General features: G+C 46.0%; 13 protein-coding genes and 1 riboswitch. Of the genes, 3 read left to right on the top strand and 10 right to left on the bottom strand.

Translation table 11 applies throughout. The features are described from left to right. Nucleotides 1–373: 373 nt before the first annotated feature. The 7 genes from BMZ22_RS01780 to BMZ22_RS01750 all read right to left on the bottom strand — a co-directional run bounded on the left by BMZ22_RS01780 (nt 374) and on the right by BMZ22_RS01750 (nt 7,226). Nucleotides 374–1,531 (bottom strand): acetylornithine transaminase, encoded by a 1,158-nt coding sequence (locus BMZ22_RS01780; protein ID WP_090080431.1) that lies wholly within the window; start codon nt 1,529–1,531, stop codon nt 374–376. After that, nucleotides 1,506–2,303 carry an acetylglutamate kinase gene (gene argB / locus BMZ22_RS01775; protein ID WP_090080428.1) on the bottom strand — a complete coding sequence of 266 codons (798 nt, stop codon included), beginning with the start codon at nt 2,301–2,303 and terminating at the stop codon, nt 1,506–1,508. The genes BMZ22_RS01780 and argB overlap by 26 nt, the downstream gene beginning before the upstream one ends. 12 nt (nt 2,304–2,315) lie before the next feature. Then, a complete protein-coding gene (gene argJ, locus BMZ22_RS01770) occupies nt 2,316–3,545 on the bottom strand; it encodes a bifunctional glutamate N-acetyltransferase/amino-acid acetyltransferase ArgJ (RefSeq protein ID WP_090080426.1) in 1,230 nt (409 codons plus the stop codon). 47 nt (nt 3,546–3,592) lie between these two features. Next, nucleotides 3,593–4,630: an N-acetyl-gamma-glutamyl-phosphate reductase gene (gene argC / locus BMZ22_RS01765; RefSeq protein WP_090080423.1), complete on the bottom strand. Its 1,038-nt coding sequence runs from the start codon at nt 4,628–4,630 to the stop codon at nt 3,593–3,595. A 211-nt stretch (nt 4,631–4,841) separates the two neighbouring features. After that, nucleotides 4,842–5,228: a hotdog family protein gene (locus BMZ22_RS01760; protein WP_090080421.1), complete on the bottom strand. Its 387-nt coding sequence runs from the start codon at nt 5,226–5,228 to the stop codon at nt 4,842–4,844. Between the two features lie 121 nt (nt 5,229–5,349). Further along, the gene (locus tag BMZ22_RS01755) at nt 5,350–6,639 is read right to left on the bottom strand and encodes a nucleobase:cation symporter-2 family protein (protein WP_090080621.1); all 1,290 of its coding nucleotides are present in this window, start codon (nt 6,637–6,639) and stop codon (nt 5,350–5,352) included. Further along, on the bottom strand, nt 6,639–7,226 hold the full coding sequence (locus BMZ22_RS01750) for a xanthine phosphoribosyltransferase (RefSeq protein ID WP_090080418.1): 588 nt from the start codon (nt 7,224–7,226) through the stop codon (nt 6,639–6,641). The genes BMZ22_RS01755 and BMZ22_RS01750 overlap by 1 nt, the downstream gene beginning before the upstream one ends. Before the next feature lie 248 nt (nt 7,227–7,474). Next, nucleotides 7,475–7,576, bottom strand: a riboswitch (purine riboswitch). 182 nt (nt 7,577–7,758) lie between these two features. Here BMZ22_RS01750 and guaC point away from each other — a divergent pair. Together guaC and BMZ22_RS01740 are read left to right on the top strand one after the other, a co-directional pair. Further along, nucleotides 7,759–8,742, top strand: a complete 984-nt coding sequence (guaC, locus tag BMZ22_RS01745; RefSeq protein WP_090080416.1) for a GMP reductase — start codon at nt 7,759–7,761, stop codon at nt 8,740–8,742. A gap of 269 nt (nt 8,743–9,011) precedes the next feature. Continuing rightward, nucleotides 9,012–10,244: an MFS transporter gene (locus BMZ22_RS01740; RefSeq protein WP_090080414.1), complete on the top strand. Its 1,233-nt coding sequence runs from the start codon at nt 9,012–9,014 to the stop codon at nt 10,242–10,244. A gap of 143 nt (nt 10,245–10,387) precedes the next feature. Here BMZ22_RS01740 and BMZ22_RS01735 read toward each other — a convergent pair whose 3' ends face one another. The 3 genes from BMZ22_RS01735 to BMZ22_RS01725 all read right to left on the bottom strand — a co-directional run bounded on the left by BMZ22_RS01735 (nt 10,388) and on the right by BMZ22_RS01725 (nt 13,161). Next, nucleotides 10,388–10,654, bottom strand: a complete 267-nt coding sequence (locus BMZ22_RS01735) for a hypothetical protein (protein WP_090080413.1) — start codon at nt 10,652–10,654, stop codon at nt 10,388–10,390. Between the two features lie 217 nt (nt 10,655–10,871). Beyond that, a complete protein-coding gene (locus tag BMZ22_RS01730; protein ID WP_090080411.1) occupies nt 10,872–11,867 on the bottom strand; it encodes an LLM class flavin-dependent oxidoreductase in 996 nt (331 codons plus the stop codon). 358 nt (nt 11,868–12,225) lie between these two features. Then, complete coding sequence (locus BMZ22_RS01725) at nt 12,226–13,161, bottom strand: GNAT family N-acetyltransferase (RefSeq protein WP_090080409.1); 936 nt, start codon at nt 13,159–13,161, stop codon at nt 12,226–12,228. Nucleotides 13,162–13,455: 294 nt separating this feature from the next. On the opposite strand from BMZ22_RS01725, the gene BMZ22_RS01715 reads away from it, so the two are divergent. Continuing rightward, the gene (locus BMZ22_RS01715; protein ID WP_090080619.1) at nt 13,456–14,043 is read left to right on the top strand and encodes a cell wall hydrolase; all 588 of its coding nucleotides are present in this window, start codon (nt 13,456–13,458) and stop codon (nt 14,041–14,043) included. The last annotated feature ends 20 nt before the right edge of the window (nt 14,044–14,063 follow it).

Here is a 14,063-nt window from a genome sequence, read left to right as displayed (position 1 = left end):
GTGCCTTCGCACAAAGCAAGACTTCACCCGAGTATGCTTCGACCTGCGAGGAGTGCTGCATCACAGAAAACACTTGCAACACGACGAGCACGAGTTGGCTCAACAGCCGCCCGCGGAAAGCGACGAGCCAAAACATCCACCGAATCCGCTGCGAGTTGCGAGGAGTGCTGCTTCACCGAGAACGCTTGCAACACGACGAGCACCCAAGCATATTTCCGGAGCGGTGTATCCCGCTACCTTTCCTAATAATCGTTCGTCTATTCTTTTACTTTCAAACCTTTTGCCCCAGCCTCTTAGTGTACATCAACAACGCCACCCAGGTTTTAAAAACATAAAAAAGCCCCTCTCTCACCAAAAGAAAGGAGCTTTCCAATTAATGTGTCTCAACTTTTTTACCAGTAAGAGCTTCACTTATAAGTGTCACTGCCTGATCGATTTCGCATTTGCTGACTGTCAGCGGCGGCAGCAATCTTAGGACAGTTGGTCCCGCCACAAGCACCAAAAGACCTTTTTCCATCAACTGCGGCACCACAGCAGAAACGTCCTGGCTGCATTCAATGCCAACCATCAAGCCTTTGCCGCGAATTGACGAAACAAATGAAAGATCGCCTATCATCTCCTCCAGCTGCTTCTTAAGGTAAGTCCCTTTTTCCGTTACTTCCTGCAAAAAATCATCCTTGAAAACGTTCGTTAAAACAGCTTCAGCCGCTGCCATCGCAAGCGGGTTACCACCGAAAGTCGCTGCATGTGTACCCGGGCCAAAAGTGTCACGAAGCGATTCTTTTGCAATCATCGCACCAACCGGAACCCCGTTCGCCAATCCCTTAGCCGAGGTGATAATATCCGGTGAAATGCCGTAATGCTGATAGGCAAACGGCTTGCCGGTCCGCCCGATGCCTGTTTGGACTTCATCTACAATCAAGAGAAGATTATTTTCCTGGCATACGTGCGAAAGTTGCTCGATAAATTCACTGTCTGCCATGTGAAGCCCGCCTTCACCCTGGATTACTTCCAGCATAACAGCAGCCGTTTCACCATCCACAGCCGCTTTAACCGCTTCAATATCGTTAAATGGCACATAGCTGAATCCCTCAAGCATCGGACCAAATCCCGCATGAATTTTTTCCTGTCCGGTTGCAGCCATGGCGCCAAATGTCCGACCATGAAACGATTGTTCAAATGAAATAATTTTATGTTTATCGGTCGCTTTCCGGGCTAATTTAATCGCCGACTCATTCGCTTCGGTCCCGCTGTTAGCGAAAAATACCTGATTCCCGGAACTGTTCGCTGTCAAAAGGGCAGCTACTTTTTCCTGAATCGGATTATGGTAAAGGTTCGAAACATGCCAATAACGCTCTAGCTGCTCCTCAAGCGCTTTTTGAACAGCAGGATGCCGGTGCCCGAGATTACACACACCGATACCTGCGCCAAAGTCGAGGTAAGTTTTCCCGTCGGTATCTTCAACCGTCGTTCCTTCTGCGCGTTCGACTGCTAAGTCAAAGCGTTTATATGTTGGAAACAGTGCTGTCATCTGTTGTCGCTCCTTCGTTCTTCGTTATACGTGTCCCTGTAAAGCCATCTTGCCCCATAACCTGGTTAGCATCCGCAATCATAACGTGCTGGAGACTGTCGCTTAAACAGCTCAGTGCGGCTTTCACTTTCGGTATCATCCCGCCATCAATAACCCCTTCGCTGATCAGCGCCTCAATCTCGCTTTCACTGGTAGATTGCCGTAACGCGCCATTCTCAATAATTCCGGGCACATCGGTTACAAATACCAATTCGCCTGCCCCGGCGGCCTGAGCAATCGCGCCGGCCGCTGTATCAGCATTCACGTTATAACGCTCACCATCCTGACTGAGAGCAATCGGGGCAATTACGGGGACAGTCCCCCGGGATGAAATTTTTTCCAAAAAACGTGCGTTAACAGCGGTCACTTCACCAACATAGCCATAGGTAGCGAAATCAATCGGCTTACACTGAATTAAATGCGCATCTGATCCTGAAAAACCGGCTGCTTGAATACCCGCTTGATTCAACTTCCGTGTGATGAGGTTATTGATTTGGCCGCTTAACACCATTTCGACAATATCCATCGCAGCTTCAGACGTTGTCCTGAGCCCGTCGATAAACGAAAAATCAATTTCAAGCGTATCAAGCATTTTTTGAATCGCTGGTCCGCCACCATGTACAATAACCGGCTGGACACCGTTTTGCTGTAACGTCTTTATATTATGAAAAAATTGATCCGATAAGTCGTCAACGATACTTCCGCCGCACTTGATAACAGCAATCTCTTGCATCATCACACCTCCTTATGTCCGGTAACTCGCATTAATGCGGACATAGTCATACGTTAAATCACAGCCCCATGCTTTGCCGGATCCGTCACCGACATTTAAATCGATGGAAATCAGCACGTTGTCATTCAGCATATACTCGGATACCGCTTCTTCAGAAAAAGCGACTGGCTGACCGTTCACAAGCAGTTTAACCGAACCAATCGATGTTTCGATAGCGGTCGGGTCTACTGTTGCACCACTTCGGCCAATTGCTGCAATAATCCGGCCCCAGTTCGGGTCAGATCCGTAAACGGCTGTTTTGACGAGCGGTGATCCGACAACGGTTTTCGCCACTTTGACAGCCTCATCGTTGTCTTTGGCACCCGTCACAGCAACTTCGATCAATTTCGTCGCGCCTTCCCCATCACGCGCGATCATCTTGGCAAGATCCTCACATGTCGCCTCAAGCAATTCAACAAAAATCGGCCAGTCTTTATGATCAGGTGTCAGCGTTTCATTTTCAGCTTTTCCGCTGGCCATTGTCAGGACCATATCATTGGTCGAGGTATCCCCATCAATCGTAATGCAGTTGAACGTTTTGTCGGTCGCTTCTTTTAACGCATGATGGAGCATGTCAGGTTCGATTGCAGCATCTGTTGTCAAATACGCAAGCATCGTCCCCATATTTGGTTCAATCATACCGGAACCTTTTGCCGAACCGCCCATCGTAATCGTCTCTCCATCAATTTCTGCCTGGTAACATGTCGCCTTAGGCCCGGTATCGGTTGTCAGAATCGATTCACTAAACGCCGCAGCATCATTTGCATCGGATGATAACGTTAAATGCTCGATATTTGGTATGATTTTATCCATCGGCATGTCAAGCCCGATAATCCCTGTGGAGGAAACAGCTACTGTATGTTCCGGCACTGACAATTCACGGGCAGTGGCCCGGCGCATTGTATAAGCATCCGCTTCACCCTGCGCTCCTGTACAGGCGTTTGCGTTGCCGCTGTTGACAATAACCGCCTGCAACTTTCCTTCTTCAGCAATGCTTTCTTTTGTCACGTGTAATGGTGCTGCCTGTATGGCATTCAGCGTATACAACGCAGCAGCACTCGCGGGCACGTCGCAGTAAATCAGCCCAAGATCATTTCGCTTCCGCTTCACACCCGTATGCATCCCCGCCGCATAAAAACCCGCGGGGGTCACAATCGTCCCCATTTCAATTTTTTTAATGCTGTTCTGCTTTGTCAGCACCATATATTTTCCTCCTTTCACGGAATGTTGTTATCGGTGGCAGTGGCCCGTTATGGATAAACCGGTGCAAACCCAAGACCTGCCGTCTCCTCAATATCAAACATCCGATTCATATTCTGAACAGCCTGCCCGGAGGCCCCTTTTACAAGATTATCAATCACGGAAACGATCATAATTCGGTTCGTTCGTTCATCCAGCGCCACTGACAAATCACAAAAATTCGAGCCGTATACTTCTTTTGTACTCGGGTATGTACCCTGTTCTCTCACTCTTACAAAATAAGAATCGTTGTAGCTTTCCTGATAAAGATCGGTTAGTTCCTTCGCGGTCATGCCATCCGGTCCCTGGGCATAGATCGTTGTCATAATGCCGCGCGTCATCGGCACAAGATGTGTGCTGAATGTGATTGGACCTGTTTGAGAATTCCAGCCGGAAAGAACTTGTTCGATTTCCGGTGTGTGCTGGTGTGCAAACACTTTATAGATTTTCAGATTGTCATTCATTTCAGTAAAATGCGTGACCGGTGTGGCTTTTTTGCCCGCGCCGCTGACACCTGTTTTGGCATCAATTATGATTGAGTCAGGGTTTGCGATGTTTTGTTTCATCAATGGTGCCAGACCAAGAAGCGCAGCGGTTGGATAGCATCCGGGATTTGAAATCAATTGTGCTTCTGTGGCATCCGCCTCAAGCCATTCGGTCAAACCGTATACCGCATTTTGCAGAACCGTTTCATCCGGTGCTTTCTTGTTGTACCATTGTTCGTACAGCTTAGGATCTTTCAGCCGAAAATCACCTGACAAGTCAATAACCCGATTGCCCGCGTCAATTAATTCAGGCACAAGTTCAGACGATACACCTGATGGGGTTGCTGTGAAAACGACGTCGGTTTCTGACGCAATTTTTTCCGGATCAATCGCTTCAAGTGCCATCCCGGAAACCGTCTGTAAATGTGGATAACTCGCTTCAATTGATTCGCCTTCTTTACTTGATGAGTGAAATGAGTGGAGTGTGGCTTCGGGATGCTGTTGCAATAGACGGATTAGTTCCGCTCCGCCGTATCCGGTTGCACCAATCACGGCTGCTTTCATATGACGTTTTCCCCTCTCGAAAATTTTTATTTCTCCCTATTATAAAATGTATATTTATAATGTCAAGTGTATATTTATAAATTTTAGCTTTTTTCGATCTTCATATCGCTGTCAAAAATGCCGGCGGACCTAACAGGAAGTGATGTCGCATAGTAAAGACAGTTTTAATATAAAAAAGAGGCAGCTCAATGGCCGCCTCGATTCGCATAACCTATGAATCTAAAATAACGCCTGAAAAATTGCCCTTTAACACATGTTTTTGCTTTTGGTTCGTACATATAAAAGATGCCACAATAGATGTTCTGTTTTTCGTTTCCTGTCTCTCATTTTCCTCAATCGTAACCTCACAACGAATCGTATCTTCAGTAAAAACCGGTCGCAAAAACTCAAAGTTCATATGACGTGCCAAAACGTTGTAATCTCCGCCGATTTTTGTCGGCAGTGTTGCTGTTAGCAGCCCTTGAACAACCAGTCTGCCCTTTTCATCCGGCGTTAGGTGGTGCGCACCTTCATCACGCGAGCTTTTAGTGAATAACTCGACATCCGCTTTGGTAAAACGCCGTTCGAACTCAATGACATCGCCTGCTTTTAAAGACAAAGGAATCCCCCCTGTTTAAATAAGTAACTCGCTGCCACTTCCGTAATGAGTGAACAACCATTTACCCTTATCTTACACCATTTAAAAAACGGGGGACAGGGTGTCAGGGACTGTCCCCTGTTTACGCACTTTCCTGATGGGCGACGGTTGATCGTGCTCCTTTTACCGGGCTCATGTTGAATACGATATTTAACACAATAGCTGTTACACTGCCTGCTACGATGCCATTGCTGGTGAGGATTTGCACGCCTGATGGAAATTGGGCGAACAACTCGGGCACCGCGGTCACGCCCATGCCCATACCGACTGAGCAAGCAACAATCATCGAATTGCCGGGTGATTCCGAGATGACCCCGCTCAGCATTTTGATGCCCTGGGAAATAACCATTCCGAACATGGCAACCATCGCCCCGCCTAAAACAGCGGTAGGGATAATTGTTGTGACAGCCGCGATTTTAGGAATAAACCCGAGTGTCACAAGCATAACGCCGGTCACGAAGATCACTCTGACCGATTTGACCCCTGTCAGCTGCATCAAACCAACGTTTTGCGAAAAAGCGGTATACGGAAACGCATTGAAAATCCCGCCGAGCAAGACGGCCAACCCTTCTGCACGATAACCGTTGGAAAGGTCTTCCTCTTTCAGTTCCTTTTCTGTCATATCACCGAGTGCAAAATAGACACCTGTCGATTCAACGAGTGAAACCATTGCCACCAGAATCATTGTCAAGATCGCCGACCATTCAAATGTCGGCGTCCCAAAATAAAGTGGATGCACCATATGAAAAAACGACGCTTCTGTCACTGCAGCGAAATCAACTTTACCCATGAAAGCTGCTGCAACCGTGCCGACACCCAATCCGATTAAAATTGAAACCGATCGGATAAACCCTTTCGTAAACCGATACATCAAAATGATAAACAGCAATGTACCAAACGCAAGTGAAAGATTCGCTGCCGAACCGAAATCCGGTGCACCTTCTCCCCCACCCATATTATTGATCGCAACCGGGATTAACGTAATCCCAATAATCGTCACAACCGTCCCTGTCACAATCGGCGGGAAAAACCGAACCATTTTGCCAAAATAGCGACTGATAACGAGCACAAAAATACCTGAAACGATAATGGCACCATAAATGGCCGTAATCCCAAATTCACCACCGATCGCAATCATCGGTCCAACGGCCGTAAATGTACAGCCAAGCACAACTGGAAGGCCAATTCCGAAATACCGATTACGGACAACTTGTAAAATCGTCGCCACACCGCACATTAAAATATCAATCGCGACAAGGTATGTTAGTTGTTCAGACGAGAGACCAAGCGCTTCCCCTACAATCAGCGGGACTAAAATCGCACCAGCATACATGGCGAGTAAATGCTGGAAACTGAGAGCTGCTGTTTTCATCATATGATTGCCTCCTCATTTTCAAATGTAATACGGCCATTCTTAAGCGATGCGATGGTTGCCAACGACTCAACACGGATACCACGATCACTCAACATTGCCTTACCTTTCTGAAAACCTTTTTCTACCACAATACCAATGCCTTCAAGTGCCGCACCGGCCTGCTCTGTTAAATCAACCAAACCGAGAGCTGCCTGACCGTTTGCCAAAATATCGTCGATAATGAGAATCGTATCTTCACTGGTGATATAATCGTCCGACAGCGATATTTGATTGGTCTCTTCTTTTGTGTATGAATAAACGTCAGCCGAATAAAGCCCTTCATTTAACGTGAGCGACTTGCGCTTGCGGGCAAAAATAACCGGCACGTCCATGCACAGTCCAGTCATAACAGCAGGCGCAATGCCTGATGACTCCAACGTAAGGATTTTGGTTATATTTGAGCCGGCAAAATGTGATGCAAATGCCTCCCCGATTGCGTGCATGAACGCAGGATCCACCTGATGATTCAGGAAGCTGTCAACTTTTACAACCGAATCAGATAAAACCTTTCCTTCTGTTAAAATTTTCTGTTTGAGTGATTCCATACTGATCCCCTTTCCGGAAAATAAAGTGAGTCTTCAATCATTGGGGGCTCTTTCCCCCACTGATTGTTAGATGAACAAATCGGGCATTTACTGCCAGATACATGCGGCATAAAAAAACCCGAAAAACAAGCTCCCACTCAGACTATGAGGAAAGCAATGTTTTTCGGGTTATCGAAAACGCAAGACACATAAACATGCGACTGCATCTAAATCCGAACATTAAACAAAAGAGGCACTAAAGGCCAGTCCTTTGTTCTGCTTCCTTTCATAGTCGGTTCATTTACGGTAAACCGGTAGAAACTTGCAGGCCATATCCCCGCGATTATATGAAAAAAGCTATTGAATTGGTGACTATTATAGCATCTCACACAGAAAAAACAACCCCAAAATTGGAACAAGGGGTCAGACCCCGTTCTTGACCTCTTCTCCCACCATTCTTCAATTGACAGATTCTAAAATTTAAGGTACATTTATAAATGGCGAACGATGTTAGTATTATTATAAATATTATTCGTTTTTTAGGAGTGTTAAAATGGAGAATGTTTTTGATTATGAAGATATTCAATTAATACCGGCCAAGTGTGTTGTAAGCAGCCGTTCGGAGTGTGACACAACCGTAACGTTTGGCGGGCATACGTTCAATTTGCCTGTTGTTCCAGCAAACATGCAGACAATCATTGACGAGCGAATTGCACGCCACTTGGCTGAAAATAATTACTTTTATATTATGCACCGGTTTGAACCGGAAACGCGGATCGATTTCATTCGTGACATGCAGGAAAGCGGTCTCATTGCTTCAATCAGCGTTGGCGTCAAAGACGATGAATACAGCTTTGTTAAGGAACTCGCTGAAAAAGAATTGATACCTGAATTTATCACAATTGATATTGCCCACGGCCATTCTAATGCCGTTATCAATATAATTCGTCATATTAAAACACATCTGCCTGACAGTTTTGTCATCGCCGGAAATGTCGGCACACCTGAAGCAGTACGTGAACTCGAGCATGCCGGAGCCGACGCTACTAAAGTCGGCATCGGGCCCGGTAAAGTCTGCATCACGAAATTAAAAACCGGTTTCGGTACCGGCGGCTGGCAACTGGCGGCATTGAAATGGTGTGCCAAAGCCGCAAGCAAACCGATTATTGCTGACGGAGGAATCCGCACACATGGCGACATTGCCAAATCAATCCGCTTCGGCGCATCGATGGTCATGATCGGCTCCTTGTTCGCCGGCCATGAAGAATCTCCGGGCCAAACAGTTGAGAAAGACGGCAAGCTGTATAAAGAATATTTTGGCTCCGCTTCTGAATTCCAAAAAGGTGAAAAGAAGAATGTGGAAGGCAAGAAAATGTATGTTGAGCACAAAGGCTCACTGAACGACACATTGACTGAAATGCAGCAGGACCTGCAATCAGCCATTTCCTATGCAGGCGGTGCTGAATTGAAGGCCATCCGCCATGTTGATTATGTCGTCGTGAAAAATTCAATTTTTAACGGGGATAGCGTTTATTAGATTTGGGTTCATCGGGTGGAATCCCGAAGTTCACAAAGAAATTCCCGATGTTCACAAAGAAAACCCCGAAGTTCGCTGCTTTTTACCCGAAGTTAGCGCAATAAAGTCTATGAATATCCCGCAGCTTTATCGAAACGATGAAAGCTGCGGGATATTTTGCTGATTGGGGAGATTTTATTTAATGGTGTCCCCATCATTTTTCAGTTATACTCCAACATAGACGTATTTTAAGAACGCTACTATACGAATCTTGAGAAGAAGGACTTCAAATGGAGAAAACAATACCTGAAAAAACCGTCACGTCGACCGGTGAAACGAAAACTGTATACCGCATTTTGTTTATCATCGCAGCATGTCACCTGCTCAATGATTCGCTTCAGGCTGTCGTTCCTGCGATGTTTCCCATTATAGAAGAATCCATGGGGTTGACCTTTACACAGCTTGGTCTGATTACGTTTACAATTAATATGGTTGCCTCCGTCATGCAGCCTGTCGTCGGAACACTCACCGATAAACACCCGGTTCCCTATGCGCTGCCAATCGGACTTGGAAGCAGCATGCTCGGCATGTTCGGATTAGCATTGACGCCGGGTTTCTGGCCGCTCGTTATAAGTGTTGTATTCATCGGATTAGGTTCTGCAATTTTTCATCCGGAAGGGTCTCGAGTTGTTTATCTTGCCGCCGGGAATAAACGGGGACTTGCCCAGTCAATATTCCAGGTTGGCGGGAATTCCGGGCAAGCGCTGGCACCTGTCATTACCGCATTAATCCTCGTGCCGCTCGGTCAAAAAGGAGCACTCTGGTTCACTCTAATCGCAGGGCTCGCGGTTGTATTCCTGATATATATTGCAAGATGGTATAAAGAACAAATGGAAGTTATTAAAGAAAAACGGAAAAACACTACAACGACAAGCCCGAACAAATCAGTGTCCCGATCAATTAAAGGCGCTATTTTCATTCTCGTCTTCCTTGTGTTTGCCCGGTCCTGGTACACAAAAGCCATTTCCAACTTTTATGCTTTCTACGCGATCGAAACATATCAGGTAACAATCGCAAAATCACAGATCTATCTGTTTATATTTCTGGCTGCGGGCGCCATTGGCACATTCATTGGCGGTCCTTTAGCAGATCGGTTTGGCAGACGAAACGTTATCCTTTTTTCGCTTGTTGCTGCAAGCCCGCTGACGATTCTCTTACCATATGTCGGTCCGGTTATCGCAACCATCCTCTTGGCTGTCATTGGCATCGTCCTAATGAGCAGCTTTTCTGTAACGGTCGTATATGCCCAGGAACTTGTGCCCAGTAAAATCGGTACAATGTCCGGCCTGATCATCGGACTGGCATTCGGAATGGGAGCGATTGGTGCAGTGGCTTTAGGGTCGTTGATCGATTTAGTTGGCATAACAACCACGATGATTCTAGCATCTCTATTGCCCCTGCTCGGCTTTCTCACCTTTTTACTGCCAACGGATGAAAAGGTACGGGAATGGTATCAAGCTTGAAGGTAATGTGGTAGATGGAAAATCTATGCGGTTATAAGGCAGATCAACAACGTGTATTTGGCGGGGCTGCCACAAATGCAAAACGATCAGGGCTTTTTCCCCTGATCGTTTTTTTGCCACTGGGATGTTGTCCGGAGCATCCCTTATTCCTTGCCGATTTTAAGTCGATAAATCTCTTGTTCATTGTCCCATGTCCGATGTGCAAGCAAATCCAGACCGTCTTTCAATTTGTCCGTCTTGTCATCCAATCTGTCAAACCGATCATCCATCTTATCCAGTCGCTGGTCAATCGCTTCAAGTCGACTATCCACTTGCTCAAACCGCTTGTCTATCGCCGCAAATCCGGTCTTCATCTGATCCTGCAATTCTTTAATGGCTTGCATCACTTGGCGATTTTGTTCATCAGTCACAGACACGCCCCCTTTCATTAATCCCGTTTGTGTTCGTTAATTCCATTTTAAACGAGCCTTCAGCCAGTGTCCATGTCAGGAAATTGAAATTCGCGGCTCGCCGCCATTCCCAATTTATATTTTTTGTAGAGGAAAAATTACGCGTATTACAGATTCATTCGCAAAAAATGGATTTTCCACCTATTTTGAAGTTCACGCCAAACCTAGCTGCTAAATTCTACAAACCAAATGCTTCAGCCAGCAAACGATATGAGTGCACTTTCGCATCAAAATCATAAATGTTCGTAATAATCATAAATTCATCAGTCTGATAATACTCGCTCAACCGTTCCAAATCAGCTTTCACCTGCTCCGGCGTTCCGATGAGAGCACGGTTGCGATTATTCTGCATGATATCCAGCTCTTCCTGCCGGTACGAACGTTTCTTGACTTCTTCAATCGATGGCACCTTAATATCAGACCCTTTTCCAACATTCAGCAGCCATTTATTCTGACTGATGGCCAGTTCTTCTGCTTCCTCTTCTGTATCCGCACAGACGACAAAGATACAAACCGCGTTAACGGGCTCATCAAAGTCGCGAGAAGGCTGAAAATGTTCCCGGTACGTTTTCATCGCAGCTTCGCCTTTATCCGGACTGATGAAATGCCCGAACACAAACCCCGCGCCAATTTCAGCTGCATTGGCAGCGCCGCGTTCCGAGATACCGAGCACCCACATGGGCGGAACGGTTCTCGTTCGTGGTACTGCTTTAACAAGGCGGTAAGGATGGTCATTCGAAAGTGTGTTATGTAAAAATCCCTGCAAATCTGCAAGTTGACGCGGAAATTCCGTCATGCTTTTATTGACGCCATCCATCAGCGCCATGCGTGTATCCTGTGAGCCTCCAGGGGAACGGCCGAGCCCGAGATCAATTCTCTCCGGAAACAGCGCCTCAAGCATCTTGAAATTTTCTGCCACTTTAAATGGGCTGTATTGCGGCAGTAAAACACCACCGGAACCGACTCGAATGCGGTGTGTTACCGACGCAATCCGCGCGATTAATATTTCCGGCGACACACTTGCCAGACCATTGGTATTATGATGCTCCGCCACCCAATAGCGTGTATAGCCAAAGTCTTCAGCTGCTTTGGCCAATGTTAATGTATTGTTCAATGTGGTTTCAGGATCATCCCCCCGCGAAATCGGCGACTGATCCAGCACACTTAGCTTCATTTAAGGTTTATCTCCTTTCACAATCTTAGCTGCTTTTTCCATCATCTCACAGTTAAATGATAAAGTGAATCTTCAATCTCAGGCGGAACTCACTTTTCCGCCTGGGATTGTTAGATGAACCGAATCGGGCATTTAAAGACAGTTAGCTGCCGTTCTTCGGCAGGTTACTATCTATTACATGCGAGATAAAGTGAATCTTCAAACCCAGGCGGAACTCACTTTTCCGCCTGGGATTGTTAGATGAACCGAATCGGGCATTTAGAGACAGTTAGCTGACGTTCTTCGGCAGGTTACTATCTATTACATGCGGGATAAACTGAAAAAATTAATCTCCGTAGATCTATCAAGACCAATTTTTTCACTTCAAGTGCTTGACGAGACTGAATTGACCCGGCTTTGGCTGATACCCTAATTTTTCATTAAGCGAAAGCATCGGGGCATTTCGCGCGTCATTATGTGTCCGAAGATACGTTGCACCATTTTGTTGTGCATAGTCAATAGCTTTCACTTTAATTGCCTGAGCCAGCCCTTTGCCGCGATACTGCCGGCTGACCCCGGTCATTGAATTATAATACGTTGTTGCCGTTTCCCTAATGACCATCGACAACGCAACCCACGCATCACCATCAACCGCCACTATAAAACCATTTTTATCGACATTTTGCGTCAAATGCTTCATTTGCTCATTATCCGGATGCGGCTGATCGCCCATGCCGGGAATATCGGTAACGAGTTCGCGCCAAAAATCCCAATACCGATCGTGAAACGCTTCAGTCTGCGGGTATGCTGCCAGACTCGTAAACCGTATCCCCGATGATTCCAGCGCTTTGAAGTCATTTTCGTATTGACCCGTGTCAAAATCGGTCACGTCTAATTGCGACTCAAATGTGTGACTGGTTATACTGAACCCTCTTTTTTCAGCCCAGTCAAGCGACACTTTATCCGTATCTTTTAAACTGAATCGCAGCGATACGGCTGAATATTTAGCTGCCAAAGTTCTAACCTCATCCAGCATCCGGGTTCCTATGCCCTGGTGCTGCCAATTGGGATCAACTTGTATCGAAATTTCCGCCCAACCTGGCTTCAACATCGGATCCCAGGTCCCCATCACAAACATCCCAAATCCGATTAGGTTTCCCGCCGGTGTAATCATGCCAAATTTATGCAATATCGTATTGCTGTCCGCCCGGGATTCATAGCGTTTTATCGTATTTAAATCCGGCAGTTCCTGACCCCGATTGTGTACGTGTTCTTTATAATTCTCCGCCGTTAGAATGACAAGATTAACGCCCACTCAACATCCCACCCCCAGGATTTTTATCAAATGTGACACCATCAGCCGCTGAATACAGGCAGCCGTTGTTATCGATTCGTAAAACTTGTAATATACTAACCTTTCTTTGCCAGTCAAGTCAGGATCTGTAAGTTTTTTTCCATTGGTAAACATTCCCTTGATTTGTGTCATCATAGACGACTGGAATGCTGAGAACACGCCAATTAGAACAGCCATTTTTTGGTTAATGTCAAATGATATTACATTCATTAAACTCTTAGTTGTGACCATTTCAATTGGGAGGTTAATAAAATGATGAATAAATCAAATAGATTTTCTTTTATAGCTATATTAATAGGTCTGATTGCATTCCCTGCAGGCGCATCAGCCCAGACGTACTCTGTTCAGTATGGTGATTCGTTCTACACGATTGCCAAACAAAACAACCTGACACTTGCAAACCTGCAAATTGCCAACGAACGCTCAGGCAGTCAGCTTAAAGCAGGTGAAACCATCACAGTTCCGGACTCCGTTTCAGAGGAAGGAAAGGAATTAATGGCCAAGCTCGTTCATGCTGAAGCAAAAGGTGAACCGTATGAAGGAAAAGTGGCTGTTGCGACAGTCGTTTTAAATCGTGTCGATTCAAACGATTTTCCTGATACCGTAAAAGATGTCATTTATGAAAAAACAGGCGGCGTCCATGCGTTCTCACCCGTCAAAAATGGCGCAATAAATAATAGCTATGACGAGAGCGACATGAAAGCAGTCAATGAGGCAATCGCCTTTAGAGGGCAGGGCATGAATTCGTTGTATTTCTATAATCCGGACAAGGTAAACAGCGATAATTGGATTTTCTCGCGCAAAACAATTAAAAAAATTGGCAACCACCGATTTGCGAAATAGAATAATATGGTATGAAAAAG

Origin of the sequence: Lentibacillus persicus (genome assembly GCF_900112705.1) — a bacterium.
Lineage (GTDB): Bacteria > Bacillota > Bacilli > Bacillales > Amphibacillaceae > Lentibacillus > Lentibacillus persicus.
The sequence above is the reverse complement of the archived record's forward strand: the minus strand, read 5'-3'. Positions and strand labels throughout refer to the sequence as shown.